At 67.7% G+C, this 25,386-nt stretch carries 20 protein-coding genes; 3 read left to right on the forward strand and 17 right to left on the reverse strand.

All coding sequences use genetic code 11. The annotated features are described in order from the left end of the window. The 4 genes from B1400_RS00080 to B1400_RS00095 form a co-directional block, all read right to left on the reverse strand. Positions 1-900 (reverse strand): class C sortase (locus B1400_RS00080; RefSeq protein WP_235607221.1); only part of this gene is annotated, 900 nt, incomplete at its 3' end. Between the two features lie 225 nt (positions 901-1,125). Beyond that, positions 1,126-2,376, reverse strand: a complete 1,251-nt coding sequence (galK, locus tag B1400_RS00085; protein WP_095612480.1) for a galactokinase — start codon at positions 2,374-2,376, stop codon at positions 1,126-1,128. 108 nt (positions 2,377-2,484) lie between these two features. After that, entirely contained in the window at positions 2,485-3,744 is a 1,260-nt protein-coding gene (galT, locus tag B1400_RS00090) for a galactose-1-phosphate uridylyltransferase (protein WP_095612537.1), read from the reverse strand. A gap of 5 nt (positions 3,745-3,749) precedes the next feature. Beyond that, entirely contained in the window at positions 3,750-4,574 is an 825-nt protein-coding gene (locus B1400_RS00095) for a DeoR/GlpR family DNA-binding transcription regulator (protein WP_201260172.1), read from the reverse strand. Between B1400_RS00095 and B1400_RS09385 the strand changes: the two genes are divergently transcribed. Continuing rightward, the gene (locus tag B1400_RS09385) at positions 4,557-4,799 is read left to right on the forward strand and encodes a hypothetical protein (protein WP_133064563.1); all 243 of its coding nucleotides are present in this window, start codon (positions 4,557-4,559) and stop codon (positions 4,797-4,799) included. The two genes, B1400_RS00095 and B1400_RS09385, sit on opposite strands and share 18 nt — an antisense overlap. 175 nt (positions 4,800-4,974) lie before the next feature. Here B1400_RS09385 and B1400_RS00100 read toward each other — a convergent pair whose 3' ends face one another. Continuing rightward, positions 4,975-5,949 carry a polyprenol monophosphomannose synthase gene (locus B1400_RS00100; RefSeq protein WP_235607222.1) on the reverse strand — a complete coding sequence of 325 codons (975 nt, stop codon included), beginning with the start codon at positions 5,947-5,949 and terminating at the stop codon, positions 4,975-4,977. 250 nt (positions 5,950-6,199) lie between these two features. Between B1400_RS00100 and B1400_RS00105 the strand changes: the two genes are divergently transcribed. Then, positions 6,200-7,348, forward strand: coding sequence for a quinone-dependent dihydroorotate dehydrogenase (locus B1400_RS00105; RefSeq protein WP_095612483.1), 1,149 nt, complete (start codon positions 6,200-6,202; stop codon positions 7,346-7,348). Between the two features lie 241 nt (positions 7,349-7,589). Here B1400_RS00105 and B1400_RS00110 read toward each other — a convergent pair whose 3' ends face one another. The 12 genes from B1400_RS00110 to B1400_RS00175 form a co-directional block, all read right to left on the reverse strand. After that, positions 7,590-8,741: an NADH:flavin oxidoreductase/NADH oxidase gene (locus tag B1400_RS00110; protein WP_095612484.1), complete on the reverse strand. Its 1,152-nt coding sequence runs from the start codon at positions 8,739-8,741 to the stop codon at positions 7,590-7,592. A 165-nt stretch (positions 8,742-8,906) separates the two neighbouring features. Further along, entirely contained in the window at positions 8,907-11,165 is a 2,259-nt protein-coding gene (locus tag B1400_RS00115; protein WP_407641050.1) for a transglycosylase domain-containing protein, read from the reverse strand. Between the two features lie 149 nt (positions 11,166-11,314). Then, a complete protein-coding gene (locus tag B1400_RS00120; RefSeq protein WP_095612485.1) occupies positions 11,315-12,025 on the reverse strand; it encodes a Crp/Fnr family transcriptional regulator in 711 nt (236 codons plus the stop codon). A gap of 446 nt (positions 12,026-12,471) precedes the next feature. Then, complete coding sequence (locus tag B1400_RS09855; RefSeq protein WP_235607223.1) at positions 12,472-13,947, reverse strand: lipoate--protein ligase family protein; 1,476 nt, start codon at positions 13,945-13,947, stop codon at positions 12,472-12,474. 12 nt (positions 13,948-13,959) lie between these two features. Beyond that, positions 13,960-14,802: a TM2 domain-containing protein gene (locus tag B1400_RS00130; protein WP_095612486.1), complete on the reverse strand. Its 843-nt coding sequence runs from the start codon at positions 14,800-14,802 to the stop codon at positions 13,960-13,962. A gap of 870 nt (positions 14,803-15,672) precedes the next feature. Beyond that, a complete protein-coding gene (locus B1400_RS00140; RefSeq protein ID WP_095612540.1) occupies positions 15,673-16,710 on the reverse strand; it encodes a 3-isopropylmalate dehydrogenase in 1,038 nt (345 codons plus the stop codon). A gap of 138 nt (positions 16,711-16,848) precedes the next feature. Continuing rightward, positions 16,849-19,284, reverse strand: coding sequence for a S9 family peptidase (locus B1400_RS00145; protein WP_095612488.1), 2,436 nt, complete (start codon positions 19,282-19,284; stop codon positions 16,849-16,851). 540 nt (positions 19,285-19,824) lie between these two features. Then, a complete protein-coding gene (locus B1400_RS00155) occupies positions 19,825-21,249 on the reverse strand; it encodes an App1 family protein (protein WP_095612490.1) in 1,425 nt (474 codons plus the stop codon). A 69-nt stretch (positions 21,250-21,318) separates the two neighbouring features. Next, complete coding sequence (gcvH, locus tag B1400_RS00160; RefSeq protein WP_095612491.1) at positions 21,319-21,720, reverse strand: glycine cleavage system protein GcvH; 402 nt, start codon at positions 21,718-21,720, stop codon at positions 21,319-21,321. A 145-nt stretch (positions 21,721-21,865) separates the two neighbouring features. Then, positions 21,866-22,936 carry an NAD(+) diphosphatase gene (gene nudC / locus B1400_RS00165; protein ID WP_095612541.1) on the reverse strand — a complete coding sequence of 357 codons (1,071 nt, stop codon included), beginning with the start codon at positions 22,934-22,936 and terminating at the stop codon, positions 21,866-21,868. 225 nt (positions 22,937-23,161) lie between these two features. Continuing rightward, positions 23,162-24,031 carry an alpha/beta fold hydrolase gene (locus tag B1400_RS00170; RefSeq protein ID WP_095612492.1) on the reverse strand — a complete coding sequence of 290 codons (870 nt, stop codon included), beginning with the start codon at positions 24,029-24,031 and terminating at the stop codon, positions 23,162-23,164. A gap of 66 nt (positions 24,032-24,097) precedes the next feature. Next, positions 24,098-24,733 (reverse strand): NUDIX hydrolase family protein, encoded by a 636-nt coding sequence (locus B1400_RS00175; RefSeq protein ID WP_095612493.1) that lies wholly within the window; start codon positions 24,731-24,733, stop codon positions 24,098-24,100. 215 nt (positions 24,734-24,948) lie between these two features. Between B1400_RS00175 and B1400_RS00180 the strand changes: the two genes are divergently transcribed. Beyond that, on the forward strand, positions 24,949-25,347 hold the full coding sequence (locus B1400_RS00180; protein ID WP_095612494.1) for a thioredoxin family protein: 399 nt from the start codon (positions 24,949-24,951) through the stop codon (positions 25,345-25,347). The last annotated feature ends 39 nt before the right edge of the window (positions 25,348-25,386 follow it).

Consider the following 25,386-nt stretch of genomic DNA (forward strand, 5'->3'; position numbering starts at 1 on the left):
GTACGGCGTGCAGGTCACGAGGCTCGCCAGATCGCGGTCCTTCTGGATCGCGAGGTCCTTGACCTCGTTCGGCAGCACCGTGTGCGTCGCCTCGACCTCGTAGGTGAGCACCTCGTCGTAGACGGCGATCGTGAACCTGTCGCCCTTGCCGAGCGTGTCGAGGCCGGTGAACAGCATCGCGCTCGGCAGGCCGGTGTGTCCGGTGAGCACCGTGTGCGTCGACGGGCCGCCGATCGGCAGGCTCGAGCCTTCGAGATGGCCGGCCGCGATCTGCAGCACCGTCTCGTCGGTGCCGTGGTAGATCGGCAGGCGCGCCTTGATCTTCGGGATCGTCACATAGTCCATGATGCCGGTGCCGCTCACGTCGAGGATCGACTCGTAGGCCTTCTTCTCCTCCGGCGTCGGCAGGAACCTGGAAGTGCCCTGCCCGATGAGCGATTCGTTGTATTCCTTCGCGCGCGCGAGCTCCTTGTCGCGGTCCTCCTTCGAGGTGTCGGCGACCTTCTCGATGTATCCCGCGACGGCGCGCGACGCGACGTGGCGGTTCCAGGCGTCGGCGACCGTCGGATACAGGATCAGGCCGACGCCGATGAGCAGCAGCGCGCTCATCGCGGCGAGCATCGCGAAGAACCTGCGGTTGTCCTTCTTGCGTTTGGCGGCGAGCTGCTCCGGCGTCGGCCTCGGCGCGCCGGGCTCGTGCGGGTCGATGATGTCGCCGAAATCGGTACCGCCGTCCGCGCCAGTCTCCGGCGTCCCTTCCGGCGCATCCCCCTCCGCCTGCACGGCGGCCGCATCGGCGCCGTCCGCATCCGCGTCGGCGTGCATGTCCTCCCACATGTCCCAGTCGTCGTGGTCGCCGTCATGTCCGTCGTGGTTGCCGTCGTCCCACCTGTCAGCCATAGCGCGTTCACCCTCCCGCCGTGCCGCGTCCGCCCCGCGGACGTCGCTGCCGTCTTTTGTCCGTTTCGAGCATAACCGCAGCGGCGCGCATCCGCACGCCGTCTTCCCAAACCTTTACGTTTCGCCGTCGTCCCCGCATGCGGCCGTCGGCATCGACGACGGCGTCCCCGCCGCGTCGAGGGACGCGGCGGGGACGCCGTCGTGATCGGGGAAGGCGATGCGCGCTCAGTGCACGCGCTGCGCCGCGGCTGCCGCATGGGCCGGCAACGCGCGCGGCGCGCGGAAGCCGCGGCGGCCGAACTCGTCGGCGATCGCCTGCGCGATCCGTTCACTGGCCCCGGCGTCGACGAGCGCGATGATCGAACCGCCGAAGCCGCCGCCGGTCATGCGCGCGCCGTACGCGCCCTCGGCGCGCGCGACGTCGACAGCCGTGTCGAGCTCGGGCACCGTCACCTCGTAGTCGTCGCGCAGTGAATCGTGTGACGCGTCGAACAACGCGCCCGCCTGCCGCATATCGCCGCGCGCGAAGGCGTCGACGAAACGGTCGACGCGTCCGATCTCGGTGACGACGTGCCGCACGCGACGGCGCATCGTCCCGTCGTCGAGCCGCGCGAGCACGTCCGCGAGCGCCTGCTGCGGATCGTCGGCGGCGTTGACGGCGTCGGCGACCTCGCGCAGGTTCGCCACGCCGAGGATCGCCGCCGCCTGTTCGCACATCGTGCGGCGCGCCTCGTACTGGCCGTCGTTGAGCTGGTGCGGCGCGCGCGTGTCGAGCACGAGCAGCTCGAGGCCGTAACATCCCAGATCGAAGGGCTCCTGCTTGACGTTCTCGAGCGCGCCCAGTCCGGGACGGCAGTCGAGGCGCAGCGCTCGGCCCTCGGCGCAGCGCATCGACGCGTTCTGGTCGAGTCCGCCGGTCGAAGCGCCGGCCATGTCGTTCTCCGCGCTGATCGCAGCGTCGATCAATGTGACGCGGCCGGCGTCGTCGCCGCCGAAGCCGAGCGCGTGCACGTCGTCGAGCGCGAGCGCCGTCGAGCAGGTCATCGCCGCCGACGAGCTCAGCCCCGAGCCGAGCGGCACGCAGGAGGCGAAGGCAGCGTCGAAGCCGCGCACCTGCTCGAAGCCGGCCCGGCGCAACGCCCACGCGACGCCGACCGGGTAGGCCGCCCATCCGTCGACGCCGCCGGCCTCGAGGCCGTCGAGGTCGGCTTCGACGACCGTCTCGGGCGCGACGTCGGAGACGACGCGCGCCGTCGTGTCATCGCGCGCGGCGAGCGCCACGTAGGTGCGGTGCGGCAGCGCGATCGGCAGGCAGAGGCCGCCGTTGTAGTCCGTGTGTTCGCCGATGAGGTTGACGCGTCCGGGCGCCGCCCAGACGCCGTCCGGCTCGTTGCCGTAGCGTGCGCGGAACAGCGCGGCCGCCTTGCGCGCGCCGTCGTCGTCGCCCATCGCTTCGATGAATTCCACCTGTGCCATAAGTGTTGTTCTTCCGTGTCTGTCGTCGCGCCGCCATCATCGGCGACGCGGGTTGCGATGTCTGTATTGGTGATGTCTGATTGGTGATCGCCGCGGCGGCGACGCCGCTCAGCCTTCGTCGGCGATGTCGACCGGGCCGAGCTCGTGGAAGCGCGCCGCGATGAGCTCGGGGGTCGTGTCCGAGACCCACGCGGCCATGCCCGATTCGGAACCGGCGAGGTACTTGATCTTGTTCGCTGCGCGGCGGAACGAGAAGAACTGCAGGTTGAGCCGGTAGTGGTCGCGGCGCGCGTCGCGCACCGGCGCCTGATGCCAGGCTGCGATGTACGGCAGGTCCATGCCCTTGCCGTCACCCTTGTCGAAGAAGCGGTTGCCGCGCTTGAGCAGCGTCGAGTACATCTGCGCGAGGTCCCAGCGTTCCTGGTCGTCGAGCTCGTCGAGCGTGAGGACGCCGTCGCGCAGCGGCGCGACGTGCACCTCGAGCGGCCAGCGCGCAGCGGCCGGCACGTAGGCGACCCAGCTGTGGTTGCGCATGACGACGCGGTGCCGCGCGTCGATCTCGGCGGCCATCAGGTCGTGCAGCAGGTTGCCGCCCGTGCGCTCGAAGTAGGCTTCGGTGTGTTCCAGCTCGGTCTCGAGCTTCGGCGCGATGAACGGGTAGGCGTAGATCTGGCCGTGCGGGTGCGCGAGCGAGACGCCGATCTCCTCGCCGTGGTTCTCGAACGGGAAGATCTGCTCGATGCCGTCGATCGTGCTCAGCTCGGCCGTGCGGAAGGCCCACGCCTCGACGACGGTGCGCAGGCGCGACACCGGCAGGTCGGCGGGCAGGCCGTCCTCGTCCGGGTCGAAGCAGATGACCTCGCAGCGTCCGGCCGCCGGACGCACCTGCCACAGCGGGTTGCCGTCGACGCAGCCCGCCTCGTCGGACACGCCGGGCACCTGCACCATCGACGGGAAGCGGTTCTCGAAGATGACGACGTCGTAGTCGGTGTCCGGGACCTCGCCGTCCTGGTACGGGTCGCCGGGCTTGCGCGCGGCGAGCGGGTTGCCCTTCGCCGTCGCGCCGGCGCCGGCCGTGATCGGGCGGTTCATGCGCGCCGTCGCCATCGGGATCCAGTCGCCGGTGAGCGGGTCGCGGCGCATCTGCGGCGCCTGGTAGCGCACCTCGACGCCGTCGGCGTCCAGATGCGGCGCGAAGCGGTACGGCAACTCGCGCGGGTCGTCGAGGCGGCGCGTGCGCTCGCCGGAGACGAACTCCGGCTCGTCGTCGAGATAGAAGAAGTCGCGGCCGTCGGCGAGCGTCGTCGGCGTGATGCGGATGTGCTCCTTCGCGTAGTCGCCGGGTTCGTATTGTGCATATTGCGACATCGTCGTCATTCGCTTTCTGTTTCGTCGGATGCCCTGTCGTGGGCGAGTACGAGTTCCTTGACGAGGTCGCGCGTCTTCGTCGCCGAATCCGTGTCGAGGCCGTCGTCGGTGATGACGGTATCCACCTGGTCGAAGCGCGCGAACAGCGACAGCGATGTGCTGCTCCACTTCGTGTGGTCGGTGAGGATGATCGTGCGGTCGGCGATGTCCATCATCGCCATGTCGGTCGCCGCCTCGAGCGAGTTCGGCATCAGGAAGCCGCGCGGGATCGACACCGAGTGGGTGCCGAGGAACACGGTGTTCACGCGCAGCGACGCGATGACCTTGTCGGCGATCGGCCCGACGAGCGAGTTCGACCGCGTGATGACGCCGCCGGTGACGATGACCTCGACGTCCTTCGACTCGAGGGCCTGCACGAGTTCTGCGACCGGGATCGAGTTCGTCAGGATCGTGATGCCGTTCGAGCGCTGCGACTCGAGCAGGTGCTGCGCGAAGACGTAGGCGGTCGTGCCGCCGCCGATCGCGATGACGTCGCCCGGCGAGACGTAGTCGATCGCCTGCTGCGCGATCGCGTCCTTGAGTCCGATGTCCATCTGCGACTTGACCGAGAACAGCGGCTCGCTCAGCAGCGTGCTCGTCGACACGGCGCCGCCGTGCACGCGCCGCAGCAGGCCCTTGTCCGCGAGTTCGGCGATGTCCCTGCGGATCGTCATCGCCGAGACGCCGAGCTCCTTGGAGAGCGCGGTGATGCGCACCGCGCCGCGCGTACGCAGCCGACTCAGGATCAGATGCTGTCGTTGTGAGGAAATCATATGAACATTATCGCACATTTCATTGCAACAGACAACTCGAAACAAACATTTCGGCGTGTTTTCCAAACAGAACCGCACATAAACCGATCTTTTGCACTCGTATGCAGGACGGACGCAGGCGTGCGCGCCGCCCTTCGCCGCATCCGGATGGCATCCGGACGGCCCGTGCGGCATCCGGACGGCCCATACGGCCGCAGTGCGGCCGACACCCTGCCGATGCCCGATCCGCACATGGCCCCGTGATCATCGGCATGACCGCCATGGCGCACATGCAGGCGTCGCGCCGCGCACGCCATGGCGGCACGACACGAGCCCGCGTCCGTCCGGCCGACGTCCGCGTCGGCAGGCATCCGCATCGGCAGGCGTCGGCGCAATCGGAGGCCGCGTCATCCAGCGACCCCGTCAGCGGGCGTCCTCGTCAGTCGATGTTCTCGGCCTCGGCCTCGAGGTCGTCGTTGAAGTCGTCATCGGGCGCGTCGGCGATCTGACGATGCGCGGCGCGGCGCTCGAACTCGCGCTCGCGCGGATCGTGCAGCTGCCGGTGCATGCGCGAAAGCCCCCATTGGGTCACCTTGCGCATCGCCTCGTGCACGATCGAGCCGTCCATCTTCGAGACGCCGAGCGCGCGTTCCGGGAACACGATCGGCACCTCGACGACGACGCCGCCGGCCGCCACGACGCGCCGCGTCATGTCGATCTGGAACACGTAGCCGTTGTCGTCGATGCCGTCGAGGTCGATCCTGCGCAGGATGCGCGCGCGGTAGGCACGGAAGCCGCTCGTCATGTCGCGCACCTTGAGCCCTAGCATGAAACGCGCGTAGGAGGAGCCTGCACGGGAGATGACGTCGCGGTACCACGGCCAGTTCTGCGTCGTGCCGCCGGGGACGCGCCTCGAGCCGAGCACGAGGTCGACGCGCTCGTCGTCGCGGATGCGCTGCAGGATGCGCCGCAGGTCGTCGGGTCGGTGGGAGCCGTCCATGTCCATCTCGCAGATCACGTCGTAGCCGCGCGCGAGCGCCCAGTTGAATCCGTCGACGTACGCGGAGCCGAGGCCGAGCTTGCCGGCACGGTGCAGCACATGCAACCTCGATCCGGTCGTCGTCGCGTTGACGCGGTTCGCGATCTTGAGGTCGGCGGTGCTCACGTTCGCATCGGACAGCAGCGCCGCGTCATCGTCGCCCTTGCAGAACGCGACGTCGTGCGCGATGTCGTTGCTTTTGACCTCGACGCTCAGTCCGGGCGTCATATGCGTGGCCTTCGCGATGACGTCGGCGAGCCTGCCGGTGCCGTCGGGCGAGTTGTCGTCGACGATGAGCACGTCGACGTCCGGGTTGCGCTCGAAGACGCCGCTGAGCGTCGGCTCGAGGTTCGCGCGTTCGTTGTACGTCGGCATGACCACGCATACACGACCCGTCATATCCGCCTCCCGTCCGTCGGCCGCCGCCGGCCGTCTGCACCCGACTTTACCGCATGGCGCACCGGCGCCCGACCGCCGTCTGATGTCCGTACCGACTGTAGTCAGCGCGCCCCGTCCCCGCATATCGTGCAGCCATCGGCAAAACCGCACATGCGAACGGCGGGGCGGCGGGGCGGCCCCGCCGTTCGCATGTGCGTTCCGGCGCCCGACATGGCACAATGGAACGATGGCTTACGTTTCCGAAAACAGCTTGCACGACGCGATCAACAAGGCGACGACCGACCTGTTCACCTGCGCGTACAAGCACGTCATCAAACCTCATTTCGTCTTCAACAAGCCGCCGGACAAGTCGCACGCCCAGATGATCGGGTTCTGCAAGGCCACGCGCAACATCGCGCCGCTGATGTGGCTGCTGCGCCAGATGCTCGACTACACCGACCCGATCCTCGAGACCTCGGTCATGGGCGTCGACTTCGCCAACCCCTTCGGCCTGTCCGCCGGTCTCGACAAGGACTGCGAGATGGCGACGCTGCTCGACAACGCCGGCTTCGGCTTCGAGACGGTCGGCTCGACGACGGCGCGCCCGTGCGCCGGCAATCCGCGCCCGTGGTTCCACCGTCTGCCCGAATACGATTCGATGATGGTGCATGTGGGGCTGGCGAACGAGGGCTCCGACAAGATCATCGCGAAGACCGAACAGGCGTGGCGCCGCACGCGCACGATGCAGATGTCGGTGTCGATCGCACGCACGAACGACGACCTCGTCGGCGGCATCAACGAAGGCATCGAGGACTACTGCGTCTCGATGCGTCGCGCGGCCGGCCGCACCGCGATGGTCGAGGTGAACATCTCGTGCCCGAACACGACGGTCGGCGAGCCGTTCAACGAGGACCCGGAGGCGCTCGACCGCCTGTTCACCGAGCTCGACAAGATCGAGCGCCCGCAGCCGACGCTCGTCAAGATGCCTCTCAACAAGACTTGGGAGGAGTTCCGCGAGCTCGTCGACGTGCTCGCCGACCACAACGTGCAGGGCCTGTCGATCGCGAACCTGCAGAAGGACCGCACCGGACTCGACATCCCGCCGTCGTGGCTCGGCGGCCTGTCGGGCGGTCCGTGCACCGTCGGCAGCACCGAGCTGATCCGCCGCGTCCACCGCGACTACGGCGACCGTTTCGCGATCGCCGGCATCGGCGGCGTCTTCACGCCGAAGCAGGCGTATGAGAAGATCCGCGCCGGCTCGTCGCTCGTCATGTTCATCTCATCGCTGATGTACCGCGGCCCGCAGCAGATCACCGTGCTCAAGCGCGGACTCGCCGAGCTGCTGCGCCGCGACGGCTTCGCGAACGTGGCCGACGCCGTCGGCGTCGACGCCTGATTGCTGCCTTAAGCGTATGGGAGGGCCCCGCATCCCCGTCGGGAGACCGCCCATACGCCGTTCACGCGCCGTTAGGCACCGTTTGTGCACCTATCTGTGTTGAGGGAGAGCATCATCTTGGATTGAGGCAAGTAGCGCCACGGTATCATGCGGGTTTCAGGCCCTGATACTTGGCCATATCGCCGAAGAAGCCCTCCCTCAACGCAGATAGGCTGAAGATACGGCCGTAGAGACGCCTAGCTCACCAGTTTTCGCCGTCGCGCCACGCGCCGCGGACGATCTGCGGCGGATAGTCGATGTCGTCGCGCGCCATGCCGAGTTTCGCGGCGGCGCGCAGCGGCCAGTACGGCTCACGCAGGGCCGCCCGGCCGATCTCGACGGCGTCGGCCTGCCCATGCGTGAGGATCCTGAGCGCCTGACGCGGCTTTGTGATCAGACCGACCGCCGTCGTCGCGATGCCGGCCTCGTTGCGCACGCGGTCGGCGAACGGCACCTGGTAGCCGGGGGCCGCCGGGATCGTCACCCACGGCAGTACGCCGCCGGTCGAGACGTCGATCAGGTCGACGCCGTGGTCCTTGAGCGTCCTCGCGAGAGCGACGGCGTCGTCGGCGCCGAATCCGCCCTCGGCCCAGTCGGTCGCCGAAATGCGCACGAACACCGGCATGTCGTCGCGCACGACGGCACGCACCTTGTCCACGGTCTCGACGAGCATGCGCGCGCGGTTCTCGGGCGATCCGCCGTACTCGTCGTCGCGCATGTTCGTCAACGGGTCGAGGAACTCGGACAATAGGTAGCCGTGGGCCGCATGGATCTCGATCGCCTCGAACCCGGCCTCCTGCGCACGCCAGGCGGCGTCGCGGAAGCGGTCCTCGATGGCATGGATCTCGTCGACGCCGAGCGCGCGCGGCTCGGGGAAGTCACCGTAGGCGATCGCCGACGGCGCGACGGTGCGCCAGCCGCCTTCGTCGGGGGCGAGGCTCTCCCCCGGCACGCCGATGCCGAAGCAGCCGGTCGACGCCTTGCGTCCCGCATGGCCCAGCTGGATCGCCGGCGTCGCGCCGGCGCGCTTCATGCCGTCGACGATCCACCGGTAGGCGTCGATCTGCCCGTCCTCCCACAGACCGAGATCGCATGGCGAGATGCGTCCCTCGGGCGTGACGGCCGTCGCCTCGACGATGATGAGCCCGAAGCCGCCGAGCGCCCGGGACACGTAATGCTGGTAGTGGAAATCGGCCGGCCTGCCGTCGCATGCCGTCACCGAGTACATGCACATCGGCGGCAGCCAGATGCGGTTGCGCGCGCTTGTGCCGCGGATCGTGATCGGTTCGAACAGGATCGGACGCGCCGATGCGCGCTTTGCCGGGATTCGTTTCTGCTTCTTTGCTTTTCCCATACCGCGCACTGTAGCACATGCGCGTGCGGACGTCGCGGCCCGCACGCCCCGCCGGCGATGCGGGAAACGAGGCCGCAACGACGACGAGGGGCGCCCCTCCATGCCGGAAGGGCGCCCCTCGCGTCGCCGTTCGGACCGGAGCGCGCGGCCGCGGTCCGTGGCCGACTACCGTGTGGTCGTCGTGCCCTGCTGCTGCGTCTGGCCGCTCTGGCCGCTCTGCTGCGTGCCGGTCGAGCCTGTCGAACCGGTCGTGCGCCCGGTCGAGCGCATGTATTTGTCGACCGGTTGGCCGTAGTCGTTGTCCATCGGCAGGTTCTTCTTCTCCGCGTACTTGCTCACGGACTGGCTGAAGGCCGGGGCCGCGATCGTCGAACCGTCCCAGTAGCCGTGGTAGTTGCCGTTGATCGCGATGTTCTCAATCGGGTGGTTCGTCGGGTCCTGCGCGTCGCCGACGAGCACGAAGGTCGCGATCTGCTTCGGGATGAAGCCGCCGGTCGTCACGTACATGTTCTCGTTCGTACCGGTCTTCGCGAAGGTCTTGCGGTTGTTGGCGAGCTTCGCCGAACCGGCCGCGCCGTCGGGGCGTGTCACGCCCTGGTTCATCGTGTACGCGAGCGTCTGGATGATGTCCCTGTCGACCGCCTGATGGCAGTTCGCCTTCGGCACGTCGAGCTGTTCGCCGTCGGTGTTCTCGACCGACTTGATCGCGATCGGCGTGCACTGCACGCCGTCGGCCGCGTACGTCGCGTAGACGTTCGCCATCGTCAGCGGCGAGACCGAGGTCGTGCCGCCGATGAGCAGCGCCGGGTGCATCGAGATGTCCGAGTAGACGTCCTCCTGGCCGATCTTCGCGTTGTGGTAGCCGACGGCCTTCGCCGCGTCGGCGACCGCGCACAGGCCGATCTGCGCGCCCATCGCCGCCATCGTCGTGTTGTGCGAGTGGACGAGGCCGAGGAACGGGCTTTCCGGCGAGACGGTGCCGTTCGTCAACGCGTTCGTCACGTGCCAGTTGTCGGTGCCGCCGGCGTAGCCGCTGCAGTTGAAGCGGTTCGTCAGGAAGTCGGTCGGCGCGACGAGCATCTCGTTGATCGAACGTCCCTGCTGCATCCACGCGACGAGGTTGATCGGCTTCCACGACGAGCCGATCGGGAAGCCCTGACCGCCGCCGTCGACCTGGTCGACGGCGTAGTTCATCGACGATCTCGTCGGATCGGTCGCGGCCGCGTCGGTCGCGTCGTAGGTGCGGTTGAGTCCGAAACCGAGCACTTCGCCGGTTCCCGGCTTGACCGAGGCCATGACGATCTCCATGCCGGAGGGATCGTTCGCCGGGATCGTCTGGTTCGCCGTCTCCATCATCGCGTTGCTCGCGTCCAGGTCGAGCGTCGTGACGATCTTGAGGCCGCCCTCCTGCAGCAGCTTCTCGCGGTCCTCGGCCGTCTTGCCGAACTCGGGCGAGTTCTCGATCTTATGCACGACGTAGTCGCAGAAGAAGCCGGTGTTGTACTTCGCGGCCATGCATCCGCGGCTCACGTCGGTCAGCTGCAGCGTGTCCTTGAGCGGCGTGTTGACGGCCTCCTCGTACTCCTGCTGCGTGATGAACTTCTGGTCGAGCATCAGCTTGAGCACGATGTTGCGCTGCTTCTGCGCCTCCTCCTGGTTCTCGGGGATCGACGGATCGTACTTCGACGGGTTCTTCGTGACCATCGCGATCGTCGCCGCCTGGACGACGTTGAGCTTGTCGGCGGTCGTGTTGAAGTAGCGTTCGGCGGCCGCCTGCACGCCGTAGAGCGAGTTCGAACCGAACTGTGCGATGTTCAGGTAGCCCTGCAGGATCTCCTGCTTCGAGTACTTCTTCTCCATCTGCACCGACAGCAGCATCTCGCGCAGCTTGCGGGCGATCGTGTCCTCGGTCGCGTGGTATTCGCCGATCGGGTCGTCGCTTTCGCGCGCCTTCGTCGCGAGCACGTTCTTCACGTACTGCTGCGTGAGGCTCGATCCGCCCTGCTGGTCGCCCTTCCTCATGTACGTCTGCACGAAGGCGCGCATGACGCCCTGCACGTCGACGCCCGAGTGCTCCCAGAAACGCTTGTCCTCGCGGGCCACGACGGCCTGCATCATCGGCTTCGAGATGTCCTTGAGCGGCACGACCTCGCGGTTCTGCGCGTAGAACTCCGCGATGACGGTCTTGCCGTCGTTCGCGTACATCGTCGATTTCTGCGGCAGGTTCGTCACGTCGAAGTCGATGCCTTCGACCTCCATCGACGGGGAGACCGCCCGCGCCACGTTGTTCGCCCCCATGACCGCGGGGAGGAACAGCAGGCACGTCGTCGCGCCGCCGGCGACGCACAGCGTGATGAACGCCAGCGCGAGCGCGAGAATGCGCACTCCACTCAGGGTTTTCTTCTTCTTCGGCATGCGCACCATTCTATGTTGTCGGCTCTACCGACGCCATGGGCGCCAAACGTGGCTTCGGCCACATTCCGCGCCCTTCGCGCGACACGCATCCAGCGATTTCACACGTTGTTCACAGCGCATCGCCAGCATCGCCGCGCCCCGTATGGACGCGAATCCGTTCAGCGCTGCGATCTGCGGATGAGCTTGCCCGGCTGGTAGATGACGATCGTGCGCCCCTCGCGCGCGATCCATCCGCGGTTCGCGAAGTCCATCAGCGCCTTGTTCACCGTCTCCCTCGACGAGCCGACGAGCTGTGCCATCTCCTCCTGCGTGAGGTCGTGCGGCACCTGCAGGCCGGCCTCGACCGGCTTGCCGAAACGCGACGCGAGGTTGAGCAGCGTCTTCGCGAGCCTGGCCGGCACGTCCATGAACACGAGGTCGGCGATGCGTTCGTTGTTCGCGCGCATGCGGTGCGCGAGCACCTGCAGCATGTCGACGGCGACGCGCGGATACTTGTCGAGCCACCGGAACAGCGCGTCATGCTCGAGCCAGACGAGGCGCGTGTCGTTCATCATCGCGATCGCCGACGCCGTGCGCGGGCCGCCGTCGGGGTCGAAGACCGGGATCTCGCCGAGCACCTCGCCGCGCGCCTGGATGCTGAGCAGCTGCACACGGTCGTCGATCGACTTGCGCGTCAGCTTGACGCGTCCGCTCTCGATGACGTACATCCGCTGGTCGGTGTCCCCTTCGCGGAAGATGCAGTCGCCCTTGCGCACGGTCTCATGATGCAGCGCCGGCAGCAGCTCCTTGGCCTGCTCGGCGGAGACGTGCCTGAACAACGCCGTCTGCAGCAGCGGATTGCCCTCCCCGTACGTCTCGTCCGATGACATGACCACCTCGTTTCACGGTTGTTTCACGCGGCCGCGCGGCGCGCGCCGCCGTCCATTGTACCGTCGTCGCATCGCCGCCGCCAGCCCGAGCGCGACGGCGGTCGTCCGCCGCCGCATGCGTCGGCGCCCTTGTGCAGCACGTCATGCCCGGCGTATCCCGCGACATGCCGCCGTCCGCGCCGCGGCATACCCGATCACGGACGGCGTCGGCGACGCCGCGTCCGCTACTCTGAACGCGGAAGCGGCATCGGCCTGTACAAGCGGCGCCGCGACGCCGTCAAACCGCCGCCGTCCGCGAACACGGACGCGACCGACGCACCGACCGCGCCGCCGCCGATGGCCGTCGCCTTCCGGAGCGCGCAGACGATGCGGTTCAGGAACGATTACGGAAACAGGGAGCGATCACGTTCCTCGAGCGCGGAGACGATCCTGCGGCATTGGTCCTGCTATGCCCGCATAGGCGTCTGCGAGCCGAACGCCGCCGCGACCTGCGCCATCGTCGCGACGACCTCCTCGCGCGTCATCGTCGTCTGCGCCGTCATCGGCTCGACGCGCCGACGCGCCGATTTCACGGCCTTGTCCGACATCTTCTCCGGATCGGTGATGAGGATGCCGCCCATCGCGGCCGCGTCGATCGCATACGCGAGCGTGACGTGGTGCAGCAGGCAGCCGGGGGCGCCGTCGCGCGCGGATACGCGCATCTGCGCCGCGCCGCCGATCTTGCCGCCGACGGCGGTCGCGCCGCCACCGTCGTCATGCACGGCGGCGATGTCGTTGAGCCCCGCATAGCATGCGCGCACGCCGCACTCGGCGAGCGCCGCGAGCAGCCACGCGTCGCACAGCTGATAGGCCTGCACGGCGTCAAGCCCGTCGGCGAACCACAGCGGCGCGTACAGCGAATAGGTGATCGTGTCGGCCGGTTCGATGAACATCGCGCCGCCGCCGGTGCCGCGGCGCACGATGTGCACGCCTCGCGCGCGCGCCGCCGCCACGTCCACCTCATCCTCGATCGACTGGTAGCGGCCGCAGACGACGGCCGGCGCCGCCCAGTGCCAGATGCGGATCGTCGGCGGGCGCTCGCCGTCGGCCACCTGCCGCGCCCATTGTGGTTCGAGCGCCATCTGCTCCTCGGGCATCCGCGGCCGGTCGACGACGACATGCGGCCGCAGTGCCGCCCAGCGCGAACGGATCTCGTCGGCGGCGATGCATATCGGCGACGGCGTCCGCGGATGCTGCGCGGCCCGCCACGAGCGGCGCACCCGCGCCGTATGGCGCTCCTCGAAGGCGCGCGCAGCGGCATCGTCCCCGGCCGCCGCGCGCAGCGTCGCCAACGCGATCGCGTCGGCGTTCGCGCCGATGAGTCGGCCGCCGAGCACATCGTCGATGCGCCGCACCGTGCGCCGGTACCATGCCTCCACCGCGTTCTCCGTCGCGCGCGTACGCGGACCGGCGGGGCCCCGGGGACGACCGAACGCTGCCGGTTGGGCGTTCTCCGTCGCGCGCGTACGCGGACCGGCATCGCGAAGGTCCCCGTCATCCTCTTCGGCATGGGTCTCGTCCGCGCGCGTACGCAGGTCGGAATCAACGGAATCAACGTCATCGGCGGTATCGGCCGTCGGAACGGATCCGTCATCCGGCGCGGCGACGCCAGCCATCGCACCGCCGTCGGCCGACGCGGCATCGTGAGCAGGTCCCCCGCCTTGTCCGTCAGGTCGAGTCGCAGCGCCGTCGGCCGACGCGGCATCAGCGAGCGTCATATCGAGTTCGCGGGCGGCATCGACGAGGACGTTTTCGACGGCGTCGATGACGCCGTGCGCATCGCCGTCGGCGAAGAAATCGCCGTCGAGACAAGCGCCGGCGGCAAGCGTCACACGGACGAGCTTGCCGCCGGGCACTTTGACGGAACCGGAACGGCCGGTCATGACCGCATCCCGTCAGTCCATCAGTTCGACGCCGCGCGCGTCGCGATGCTCGGGCGTGCCGTAATCGGAGGTGAGGATGCGTACGCCTTCGATCCACGACCAGATCAGCGCGGCGAGCGGTCCCAGACCGAGCACGATCCAGCCGAGCACCGTCAGCAGCAGCTGCGCGATGCCGCGGCCGGTGTAGCCGAGGTAGAAGTTGTGGATGCCGAACATGCCGAAGAAGAGCGCGAGCAGACCCGCGAGGATCTTGTTGCGCGCGACGTAGTAGGTAGTCGGCGCCGCATAGGCCGGCTGCGCGCCGTTCGGCGCACCATAGGCAGGCTGCTGCGCGGAGCCCGGCGCGGCATAGCCTGACGCCGCGTAGGTCGGCGTGGAGTAGGCGTCCGCCGGCATCGTGTGGTCGGTGAAGGCATCGGTTGACGGCTGCCCATACGGGCTCGACGTCGGCGCCGCCGTATACGGGTTGCCCATCGAGTCGACGGTCTGCGCCGACGTCTGCGCATAGGCCGCGGTCGATGTATCGGTCGTGGCCGAAGTCGGCGTGTCGGTCGTGGTCGGCGCGCCGTAGGCGGACGGATTGCCAAAAGTGGCCTGCGCGCCGTCCGGCGCCATGTCGAAAGCGGTCGCAGCGGAAGACGACGCGTCGGAAATCGCCTCCGTGACGGTCGCGTCCGCGACGTCCTCGGTCGCGATCGTTTCGGTGACCGTGTCGCCGGTTGCCGGGTCGGTCACGCTCGTCTGCTCGAAGGCCACCGTCTGTGGGTCGGCCTGCAGATCGGCGCTCGCATCGTTCAGGTTGTCCGGATCGGTCGGGTTGGTTGGATTGTCCGGATTGGTCTGTGGTTGTGTCATCGGTTCCTCGATTCCTCATGCACATGCGCGGCGCGCACATGCCATTGCCGTTGGCTCTGGAGCCAACGATAGCCGCCCCCGATGGGAATCGGCTGCACGTTTCCCGACTTTCAGCGTAACGCATCGCGCATCCGCGCGCGCCGCATCCATCTCAGCCGCCCGCCTCCGCCCCTCCCGTGATGCTCACGACTGCCTCTTCCACGAGCGCCGCCGCCTCAGCGACCGTCACCGCCACGAACTGCACCCATAACGATCGCAACCGCACCCGCAGCGAACGCCACCGCCACAACCTGCACCCATAACGATCGCAACCGCACCCGCAGCGAACGCCACCGCCACAACCTGCACCCATAACGATCGCAACCGCACCCGCAGCGAACGCCACCGCCACGAACTGCACCCATAACGATCGCAACGCGTCGACATCCGCCCACCTCACCTAACGGCGGTATCCGTGTACACCCCATACCCCGCCGCACCCGCTCGCGAGGCTGCTCTGGCAACGAAAAACGGACGGCCGCATATGGATGCGGACGTCCGTCGAAGCGTGGTAGGCGGCGCGCTCAGGCGACGTAGACCGGGCCGTACTCGCTCGGAACATGGGTCGTCGCGATGTACGGGCCCGCCGTCGGACGCGCATAGGTCTGGAAGCCGTTGCTGTAGTTCATCGACGCTTCTTCACAGTTGCAGCACATGATTACCTCTTTCGTACGGCACGTGGCCGTGCCGTGGTTTCGTTACCGGGAACCGCTCGCGCGGTTCGTTGCACATACGGCGCTCATTCTACAGCCGAGTGCCGAAGAACGGCCGGCGGCGTTTACGCATCGCGCAAACACCGCCGGCCATATCATCCAAACGTCCCGCAGGCGTTCAGATGCGCGCGAGGATGTCACGGCCGACCTCATCGGTCGAACGCGCCGTCGAACCGAGCTCGGCGATATCCGCTTCGACCGCCGCGTCGATGCGCGCCGCGGCGTCGTCGAATCCGAGATGCCGCAGCAGCATCGCGGCCGACAGGATCGCGGCCGTCGGGTTCGCGATGCCCTTGCCGGCGATGTCCGGCGCCGAACCGTGGATCGGCTCGAACATCGACGGATACTCGTCGATCGCGTTGATGCAGCCGGACGCCGAATAGCCGACGCCGCCGACGACGGCGCCCGCTTCATCGGTGAGGATGTCGCCGAAGAGGTTGTCGGTGAGGATGACGTCGAAACGCTGCGGATCGTTGACGAGGTAGATCGTGGCCGCGTCGATGTGGTTGTAGTCGTGCGTGACCTCCGGATACTCCTCGCCGACCTTGTCGACGATGCGCTGCCACATGTCGCCGGCGTTGACGAGCACGTTCTTCTTGTGCACGAGCGTCACATGCTTACGGCGCTTCATCGCCAGTTCGAACGCATAGCGCACGACGCGTTCGACGCCGTAAGCCGTGTTGATCGAGACCTCGGTGGCCACTTCGTGCTCGGTGCCCTTGCGGATCGCGCCGCCGGCACCGCAGTACAGGCCTTCGGTGCCTTCGCGCACGACGACGAAGTCGATGTCGCCCGGCTCGGCGAGCGGCGACGTGACGCCCTGATACAGCTTCGACGGGCGCAGGTTCACATACTGGTCGAGCGCGAAACGCAGCTTGAGCAGCAGCCCGCGTTCGAGGACGCCTGCCTTGACGCGCGGATCACCGACCGCGCCCAGCAGGATCGCGTCGGTCTTCTTGATGGCCTCGAGGTCCTCGTCCGGCAGGATCTCGCCGTCGCGCAGATAGCGCTCGGCGCCCAGATCGAAGGGCACATAGTTGAATGCCGCCACGTCCGCGGCCGCCTTCTCCAGCGCCTGCTGTGCCCACGGGGTGACTTCCTTGCCGATGCCGTCGCCGGGGATGACGGCGATCGTGTACTGCTTGTGTTCGTTCATGACATGCGAGCGTACACGCGCGCGGACGGCGCGCATGCGGCACCGTTCATTCCGTGGACAGCGCCGCCGTTCGATTCCATATAGTGGAATCCCGATTGAGACGTCGTGCCGGCGGCCGTCGCGCCGGCACTGTCCACGTCATCGCACGGCCGATTCGAGCAGCTCCTCGGCGCCCATCGCCTCCAGACACCATGCGTTCTCATAGCAGACGTCGCGCCACTGCTTGTAGCGTCCGGTGCCGCCGCCGTGCCCGGCCTCGACCTCGATCCTGATGAGCGCATCGAGCCCCGCAGCCTGCAGCCGCGCGACCCATTTGAGCGGTTCGACGACGAGGACGCGCGAATCGTTCATCGACGTCGTCACGAAGATCTTCGGATAGCGCGCCACGGCCTCTCCGTCGCGCCACACGGCATGTGCCGCTCCATCGGCGGCCGGCTCCGGCATCGGCGCGTTCTCGTACGGCGAATAGTCGCGCATGTAGCGGTAGGCCTCGGCGTCGTGCAGCGGATCGCCCCACTCGTCCCATTCGGTCACCGTCAACGGCAGCGACGGGTCGAGCATCGTCGTCAGCGCGTCGACGAACGGCACATCCGCCTCGATGCCGGCGTAGCGTTCCGGCGCCATGTTCGCGACGGCGCCCATCAGCAGGCCGCCCGCCGATCCGCCGTTCGCGACGGTGCGCGCCGGGTCGGCGAGACCGCAGTCCTGCAGCGCGGCGGTCACGTCGACGAAATCCTCGAATGTGTGCTTCTTGCGCAGACGACGGCCATTCTCATACCATGCGCGGCCCATCTCGCCGCCGCCGCGCACATGCGGCACCGCATACAGCACGCCGCGGTCGAGCAGGCTCAGCCGCGCGATCGAGAACCCCGGATCGGAACTGATCTCATAGGCGCCGTAGCCGATGACGAACATCGGCATACGCCCGCGCATCGCGTCACGCCGGTAGACGAGGGAGACGGGGATGCGTTCACCGTCGCGCGCCGTCACCCAGACGCGGCGTTCCGCATAATCGCGCGGATCGTAGCCGCCGAGCACCGTCGCCTCCTTGAGCAGCACATCGGCGCCGTCGCGCGTGTCGAGCTCGTGCAGCTCGCCGGGACGCGTGTAGCTCGTGAACAGGTAGCGCATGCGCGGCGCGTCATACGAGGGATTGCCGGTCGTGCCGATCGAATAGAGCCGTCCCGCCTCGCCGTCGAAGCCGTCCAACGCCGGCGCCGGCACGTCCCGCGGCGTCCAGTCGCCGTCGAGCGCCGGCGGCGTGACCGCCTCGAAGCGCCACGGCCTGCCGTGGAGGAAGTCGTCGGCTGCGGCGTCCTTGCCCATGACGGCGAGACGAGGCAGACCGTCGGCGCGGTAGGACAATGCGACGAAATGCCGATGCAGCGCGATGCCGTCGATCGCCAGACCGCGCACGCCGCGCAGCAGCTGCGGGTTGCGCGGGTCGTCGAACGGCGTGCCGACCGGCATCGCCGACGCCCCCTCGATGACGGCGTCGCCGAGTTCGCAGCCGTACGGCGATCCGCATGCGATCATCGTACCGTCGCCGAGCGCGTACGGCGCGGCGTGCGCGCGCATGTCGATGACGTCGATCTCGAAGTTCGGGTTCGTCGCGTTGTGGTAGACGACGGCGACCGGCACGTCCTCGCCGCGCTCGCCGGCGCCTTCGAAGGTCGCGAAGCTCACGTCGTACTCGACACCCTCCCGGCGCGGAATGAACGGCGTGAACTCGCCCTCCGGGTCGCTCACCGGCAGCATCAGCACCTCGCTCGTCGTCTTCGAGCCGGTGCCGATCACCAGATGCCGTTCGTCGAAGGACACACCGATGCCGGTCCAGAAGCGTTCGTCCTCCTCACGGTAGACGTCCACATCGTCGGCGACATCGGTGCCCACCTTATGCCGGCGGATGAGCCACGGCCGCTGCGCCTCGTCGAGCACCGTGTAGAACACGTAGCGCGCGTCCGGAGTGAAGCAGGCGGCCGCGATGCCTTCGAAGCGTTCAGGCAGCTCGCGCCCGGTCGCGATCTCGCGGATCGTGAAATCGTATCGTTCGTCGCCGTTCGTGTCGACGCCGAGCAGCAACCAGCGGCCGTCCTTGCTGATATCCATGCCGCCGATGCGGTAGAAGTCATGGCTTTGCGCCTCGACGTTCGCGTCGAGGATGACCTGTTCGCCCTCGAGCTCCCCCGGACGCTGCGTCGCATCGATTTCCGGCGGGTTCCAGTCGTCCTCGTCGCACACCGGCAGGCGGCACTGCACCGCGTACTGCTTGCCCTCCTGCGTACGCGCGTAGTACCAATAGCCGTCCATGCGCGTCGGCACCGACATGTCGGTCTCCTGGACATGCGAACGGAATTCCTCGAAGAGCCGGTCGCGCAACGGTCCCAGATGCGCCATGCGCGATTCGGTGTATGCGTTCTCGTCGGCCACGTACTGCTTGAGACGCGGCGACTCCTTGTCCCTCATCCACTCGTAGGGGTCGACGAAGACGTCGTCGTGGAAGTTGCGTTCGCTGTCGATCCGCGCGGCCTGCGGCGCCGGGATGGCCGCCTGCGCGTTCTGCTCGTTGGTCATGCGCCGATTATACGCACGCATGCGCCCCGTCCGGCCAAGATCTAGGAGAACCATGGAGCCAGGGCGCGCGCCGGCATCCATCACCGCGCCCGGCGTGGGTCTCCATGCGGCGTCCACCCACGTTGAGCGCAAGATGTACGCGTAGGTGATCAGGTAGTCGTCAACCATACCGCCAGACGAGCGCATCTGCGCTGAGGGGGAGCAACATCGCGGCCCGGACCAAGTACGCCCACCAGTTTCCGCCATTTTCCAACACCCCAAACACCCCATACCCGACCCCAACCACGATGATGCTCCCCCTCAACGCAAATACCGCCTCCACCCCACCCATAAACCCCATTCCGCTCACCACGCCCTCTTCACACACCGACCGCCGCAATCCTCCACGGCATACCGGAAAGACATATGAGATGCGCCTGCCGGTTCCGAGCCCCGCTCACCCGGCGTGCGGATACGTGCGTACAACGGCATCAAGAACACCGCCCCGTGCCCGGTGGGGCGTTGCCGCGCGCATGTTGTGCGCGGCAACGCCCCACACCGTCAGACGAACTGCTCGAGGTACGGCAGCATCGTCTTCATCATGTTCGCGCCGGTCGCGCCGGTGAACACCGGCACGTCGGTGTCCGGCACCGGCTGCGTCGTCGCGAAGCCGGTCATCGACACGAGTCCGCCGCCCGCCTCACGCGGCGACAGCTGCCGGATGCCGATCGCGAGCACGCGTCCCGGATACCGGCGCACGATCTGCGCGTACGTCGTCGGATCCTTCTGCCCGTCGTCGCCGATCAGGATGAACTTCATGTCCGGGAAGTCCTCCATCAGCTGTTCGGCGTATTCGAGCTTGTGCTGCACGCCGGAGGGTACGAAGGTCTTCGGTCTGGGGTCGAGGTCGCGCAGCAGCAGCGGGCCGTCCGGGAACCCGTAGTCGGTGATGAATCCGCGGATCTGGCTTTCTACGTTCCACGGCGACGTAGAAAGATAGAAGAACGGCGCATTCGGGAACATCGCGCGAATCTTGTTGTACATCACCGCCATGCCCGGCACCGACGCGCGCTTGTGCGGCGACAGCAGCAGCATGTTGTAGGCGGCCTTCCACACGGTCGGCACCTGCGTGACCATGATCGTGTCGTCCACGTCGGAGATGACGCCGACCTTCGTGTCGCTCGGGATCGTGAACAGCTCCGCTTCGACCGGCGGCCGGCGCGGCACCATGCAGCTGATCGTGTGGATGCCCGGCCGCAGCCGGTGTTCGGCGAGCAGGTCGAGGTAGCCCGCCGAGTCGGAGATCGAGTAGTCCATCGTCTGGCTGCGCGAGGGGTCCATCGGATCGTAGACCTCCATCGTGCCGACCTGCACCGTCTTGAGCGGCACGTCGTCGATGTCGATGCGCACGCGTTCATGCGCCGCCGGCACTTCGAGCATCGCGTGGATGCCGCGCATCGGCGTATGCGGCTTGGCGCGCGTCGGCGCGTAGATCGTGCGGCAGACGAGGCGCGAATACTCCTCGGTGCCGTATCCGACGTACGACTTGACGCTCGGGAACCAGTTGAGACGCCGCACGAGCGACGTCGAGACCTTGATCCACACGCCGAACGCGGCGATGACGACCTTGCGCGCGAGCGCCTTGACCGGGTTCGTCATATGCAGCCGACGTCGACGCACGAAGCGTCGGCGCGACACGCCGGACGCGATCTCGCCGAGCGGCACGGCGACCGTCGGCATGTCATCGGTCGCCGTCGCCGCCGACGTCGTGCGCAGCGCGACGGCGGCCGGTGCGGCGTCGCCGTCCTCCTGCGCCGTAAGCGCCGCGAGCGTGGCGTCATCCTCGACGAGTTCGGCGTCGGGCGTTGCCGTGCCGCGTACACGGCGCACGCCGGTGCGACCTTCGCGCTCGATTTCGTTCAGCGCGCGGTCAAGCAGCCGTTTCGTCGCCCGCAGCCGTCGTTCCGATGCTTCCGGATCGCTCATGTCAGCTTCCTTCATTCCCTATGTATATATGCGTCCGCATGCGTGCGCCATGGCCGGACGCCGCCGTTATTATTTCCTGATGACGGCCGCGTATTCGTCCGCGCTCAGCAGCTCGGGGACGTCGTCGTCGAGCTCGATCTTGACGAGCCAGCCTTCGCCGTAGGGGTCGTCGTTGATGATCGCGGCGTCGTCCTCGGCTTCGTGGTTGACGTATTTCACGGTGCCGGCGACGGGGCTGATGACCGGTTCGACGGCCTTCGCCGATTCGATCTGCATGAGCTCATCGCCGGCCTCCACGCGCGTGCCGACCTGCGGCAGGTCGACGAACACGATGTCGCCCATGCGTTCGGCCGCGTATTCGGTGATGCCGATGACGGCCGGTTCGACCGAGTCGTCCACCCACACATGGTCCTCGCTGTACTGCAGATGCCGCGGGATGTCGAGCCTGTCCGCCTGTTCCTCCTGTGCCATGATTGCCTCATTTCCTTGAGTTGTTGTGGATTTCCTGCGCTGTTCGCGCTCCCGTGGTCCGCGTCGGCCGTATGGCGGCGACACGGACGCCGTTGACGCCATTATGCCAGCTTGCGCCGCTGCCGACGGCCGCCGGCGCCCTCGTTCAGATCTGCCGGCCGTACCATTCCTCGATCATGACGCGCGCGATCGTCGCGTTGCCCGGCGCCTCGACCTGTCCGGTCACGAGCAGCTCGGTGTATTCGTCGCGCGTCACCCATCGCGCGTCGGCGACCTCCTCGCCGTCCACCCTCACGTCGGTGTTGAGCGCCTGTCCCTTGAACCCCATCATCAGCGAGATCTTGTACGGCCACGGCTGCGATCCCAGATATTTGACCTCGCCGACGCGGATGCCCGTCTCCTCGAACGTTTCGCGCCTGCACGCGTGTTCGAGGTTCTCTCCCGCCTCGACGAATCCGGCGGACACCGAGTACAGCAACGGGTTCTTCCACGCCTTGTTGTGCTGGATGAGCAGCCGGTCCTGCGCGTCGACGACCGTCATGATGACGGCCGGCTCCACGCGCGGGAACAGCAGCCTGAAGTCATCGTCGGCGTTCGTGCACCGCTGCGCCCATCCGCTCATCGCCTGCTCGACCGGATATCCGCAGTGCGGGCAGTGCCGTTGGTAGGCGAACCAGTTCGACAGGGCGAGCATCGTCGTCGCCTGCCCGATCTCCCGCGCCGACGCGCGCGGCGCGAATCCGCGCAGATCGACCCAGTCGAAGCGCGCGACCGCCGATGCGAAGATGCCGTCATGCGCGGCGTGCGCGTCGCCCATGTCGTCGAAGTCGTCGTCGACGTGCCGCGCGGCGCCGTCTCCGGGCGTCTCGTGCGCGACGTCGGTCAGGTCGAGCGCGACGACGTGCTTCGGCGTCGCTCCCGCGTAGGAGCCGAGGTAGATCGCCTTGACCTCGGGATGGTGCGGCAGCGCGTCGGCGACGTATCGTCCGGGCAATGTCGCGAGCCGCATATGCGCGGCCGACTGCCGTACGAGCGCGCGCTGCCCGAAGGGCACTGCGAGCAGTCCCGCGCGCGTGAGCACGACGCTCGTGCCCGCTTCGCGCAGCACGTCGTCGATGAGTCGCGGGTCGGCGCGTCGTTCCACGCCGTAATCGATGTCGCCCTGTGCGAGCGGCAGGTACGGCAGCGCCTGCGTCAATGCGAGCGATGAGAACATCGGCATCATCTCCTCGGGACCGTCTCCGGTCGTCGTCTTCTCCGTCGGGGACGTCACCTCCGCAGCCGGCCGGCAAGCCCCCTCCCCTCCACTGTAGGCCACGCCGCCGTATGACGGCGCCGCGAAGGCTACGCGTTGCGCGATACGGTCTGCGCCGCCGGCCGATATTCCGCCGTAGGCCGCAGTCAACGCCCGCATGCACGGCCCGCGACCTTCGTCGTCGGCCTACCTGTTCTCGTCGACGGCGCGCGGCACGCGCGCGATGAGGTCGAGCAGCGCGTCCGCCACGATCTGCGGCCGTTCCCACGCACTGAAGTGCCCGCAATCCTCGATCTCGGTGACGACGACGTCGGCGTGCGTCATCGCGTCCGCGATCGGCCGCATGACCTTCGGGCTGCTCGACGGATCGTCGAGCCCGCAGATGACGGCCGCCGGCGCCTCGATCCGCGCGAACTGGTCGTTGAGGTCGGGGCGCCCGGCCGCCATCAGTTCGCGCCATGCGACGCCCGCCGGCTGCTGTTCGCGGATCCATGCGCCGAACTGCTTGATGTAGGCCTGCGAACGCTTGACGCTCGAATCGCCGGGGTGCACGTCGGTGAAGAACATGACCGGTTCGGTCGTGTGCCGTTCGACGCATTCACGCGCGATCTGCACACGGTTCTCGCGCGCCTTTTCGCTGTCGGCGTCGCCTTTCGTGTCGAGCAGCGCGATGCCGGCGACCGTCTCGGGATGCCGCCGCTGGATGTCGAGGACGACGTATCCGCCCATCGACAGCCCCGCCCAAATCGCCTGCCCATAGCCGGCCGCGTGCAGCAGCTCGACGTAGGCGTCGGCGATCAGGTCCAGCGCCTGCGGATACGCCCCATCGGCGGCGATCTCGCCGCTGTCCTGCGGCGTCGGGACCGGCGACGCACCGGCCCCCGGCATGTCGGGCGCCCAGATCGGGAACTGTGCGAGCTCCTGCGCGTCCGTCGTCTCCATCAACGCCGTCGCGCAGCGGTCCCACATCCTGTGGTCGACCGGGAATCCGTGCACGAGGACGAGCGGCATCCCCTCGCCGTCCCTGTAGATGTGGTTTTCGATCGTCAGCGTCATCCTTGCGTCTCCTTGTCCGCGTCCGCCATGTCGTGCACGCCCGCCGCCGGTGCCGTCACGATCGCGTCACAGCCCCGCCCATGCGAGCGCCTGCCGCACAATATAGTCGTGGCCGTCGCTCATCTGCCCGAGGAATTCGTCGAAGGCGTCCGAGCGCGGATCGACCCATTCGACGTCGAGCGTCTCGTCCTGGGGTTTGCAATCGCCGGCGATCGGCACGATGTAGCACAACGCGATCGCGTGCTGCCGCTCGTCGTGGTACGGCGAGACGCCGGGCGTCGGGAAGAACTCGGCGACGGTGAACGGCGTCAGTCCCTGCGGCAGCACCGGCAGCGCGATGTCGCCGAGGTCCTTCGCAACGTTGCGCGCGATCGCCTCGCGGATCGTCTCATGGTAGAGCACGCGGCCCGCGATGAGCGTGCGTTCGACGACCGTGCCGCCGTCGGAGACGCGCAGCAGCGAGCCGATGCTCGTCACGCGGCCGAAGTCGTCGACGCGCACCGGCACGACCTCCACGTATGCGACCGGCATCTCGCGGCGCACGCGGCCGAGTTCGCGTTCGTCGATCCATCCGGGGGGCGTGACGCGCCCCGAACCACGCGCCCGGGTGAAGTCCTCGGGTGTGATGTGGTCGAACTCGCCTCGGCGACGCCCCGCGTCGTAATCGTCGTCGTCCGGCACTTCGTCATTCAGAACTGGCATGTACCCATTATCGATGCGCGCGGGGTCCGCATGGAAGCGGCGTGTCGGAGCCGCCCCGCAACGCGGGGTGACGGTATCCGACGCGCGCCGGATCGCCCGCGATTACCCCGCTGGCTGATTCGGGGGCGTTCGCGCGCGTTTGTGGAATGCTGGAGGAGGCGATGCGGTTGTGCATAGCAGCCGCATCGAATACGAACGTCATTAAGGAGACCACCATGGCAGTTCAGGAAATCACCACCGAGACCTTCCCGCAGGCAGTCAAGGACCATCAGATCGCGTTCTTCGACTTCTTCGCCACCTGGTGCGGCCCGTGCCGCGCCTTCGGCCCGATCTTCGAGAAGGCGAGCGAGGCGAACCCGGATGTCTTCTTCGGCAAGATCGACATCGACAAGAACCAGGACCTCGCCGCGCAGGCGAACGTCCAGGCCGTGCCGACGCTGATGATCGTCAAGGATGGCCACATCATCTATCAGGAGCCGGGTGCGCTGCGCGCGCCGGATCTCGACGACATCATCGATCAGGCGAAGAAGCTCGACGTGCAGGCCGCGCTCGAGGAGGCGCAGAAGAACGATGAGGATCCGCATGAGATCCTCGAGGAGAACGAGGACAAGTAATCCGACCGTTCCCACGGACGTCGCGCCCGTCCCGACCTC

Origin of the sequence: Bifidobacterium italicum, from assembly GCF_002286915.1 — a bacterium.
GTDB lineage: Bacteria > Actinomycetota > Actinomycetes > Actinomycetales > Bifidobacteriaceae > Bifidobacterium > Bifidobacterium italicum.

What these genes read in the sequence shown, in the direction of transcription:
- galK (WP_095612480.1), bottom strand. Translation starts at nt 2,376, where the DNA reads ATGGCACAGGTGGAATTCATCGAAGCGATGGGCGACGACGACGGCGCG.
- galT (WP_095612537.1), bottom strand. Translation starts at nt 3,744, where the DNA reads ATGTCGCAATATGCACAATACGAACCCGGCGACTACGCGAAGGAGCAC.
- B1400_RS09385 (WP_133064563.1), top strand. Translation starts at nt 4,557, where the DNA reads ATGAACATTATCGCACATTTCATTGCAACAGACAACTCGAAACAAACA.
- B1400_RS00095 (WP_201260172.1), bottom strand. Translation starts at nt 4,574, where the DNA reads ATGTGCGATAATGTTCATATGATTTCCTCACAACGACAGCATCTGATC.
- B1400_RS00100 (WP_235607222.1), bottom strand. Translation starts at nt 5,949, where the DNA reads ATGCCGACGTACAACGAACGCGCGAACCTCGAGCCGACGCTCAGCGGC.
- B1400_RS00105 (WP_095612483.1), top strand. Translation starts at nt 6,200, where the DNA reads ATGGCTTACGTTTCCGAAAACAGCTTGCACGACGCGATCAACAAGGCG.
- B1400_RS00110 (WP_095612484.1), bottom strand. Translation starts at nt 8,741, where the DNA reads ATGGGAAAAGCAAAGAAGCAGAAACGAATCCCGGCAAAGCGCGCATCG.
- B1400_RS00115 (WP_407641050.1), bottom strand. Translation starts at nt 11,165, where the DNA reads ATGGTGCGCATGCCGAAGAAGAAGAAAACCCTGAGTGGAGTGCGCATT.
- B1400_RS00120 (WP_095612485.1), bottom strand. Translation starts at nt 12,025, where the DNA reads ATGTCATCGGACGAGACGTACGGGGAGGGCAATCCGCTGCTGCAGACG.
- B1400_RS09855 (WP_235607223.1), bottom strand. Translation starts at nt 13,947, where the DNA reads ATGACCGGCCGTTCCGGTTCCGTCAAAGTGCCCGGCGGCAAGCTCGTC.
- B1400_RS00130 (WP_095612486.1), bottom strand. Translation starts at nt 14,802, where the DNA reads ATGACACAACCACAGACCAATCCGGACAATCCAACCAACCCGACCGAT.
- B1400_RS00140 (WP_095612540.1), bottom strand. Translation starts at nt 16,710, where the DNA reads ATGAACGAACACAAGCAGTACACGATCGCCGTCATCCCCGGCGACGGC.
- B1400_RS00145 (WP_095612488.1), bottom strand. Translation starts at nt 19,284, where the DNA reads ATGACCAACGAGCAGAACGCGCAGGCGGCCATCCCGGCGCCGCAGGCC.
- B1400_RS00155 (WP_095612490.1), bottom strand. Translation starts at nt 21,249, where the DNA reads ATGAGCGATCCGGAAGCATCGGAACGACGGCTGCGGGCGACGAAACGG.
- gcvH (WP_095612491.1), bottom strand. Translation starts at nt 21,720, where the DNA reads ATGGCACAGGAGGAACAGGCGGACAGGCTCGACATCCCGCGGCATCTG.
- nudC (WP_095612541.1), bottom strand. Translation starts at nt 22,936, where the DNA reads ATGTTCTCATCGCTCGCATTGACGCAGGCGCTGCCGTACCTGCCGCTC.
- B1400_RS00170 (WP_095612492.1), bottom strand. Translation starts at nt 24,031, where the DNA reads ATGACGCTGACGATCGAAAACCACATCTACAGGGACGGCGAGGGGATG.
- B1400_RS00175 (WP_095612493.1), bottom strand. Translation starts at nt 24,733, where the DNA reads ATGCCAGTTCTGAATGACGAAGTGCCGGACGACGACGATTACGACGCG.
- B1400_RS00180 (WP_095612494.1), top strand. Translation starts at nt 24,949, where the DNA reads ATGGCAGTTCAGGAAATCACCACCGAGACCTTCCCGCAGGCAGTCAAG.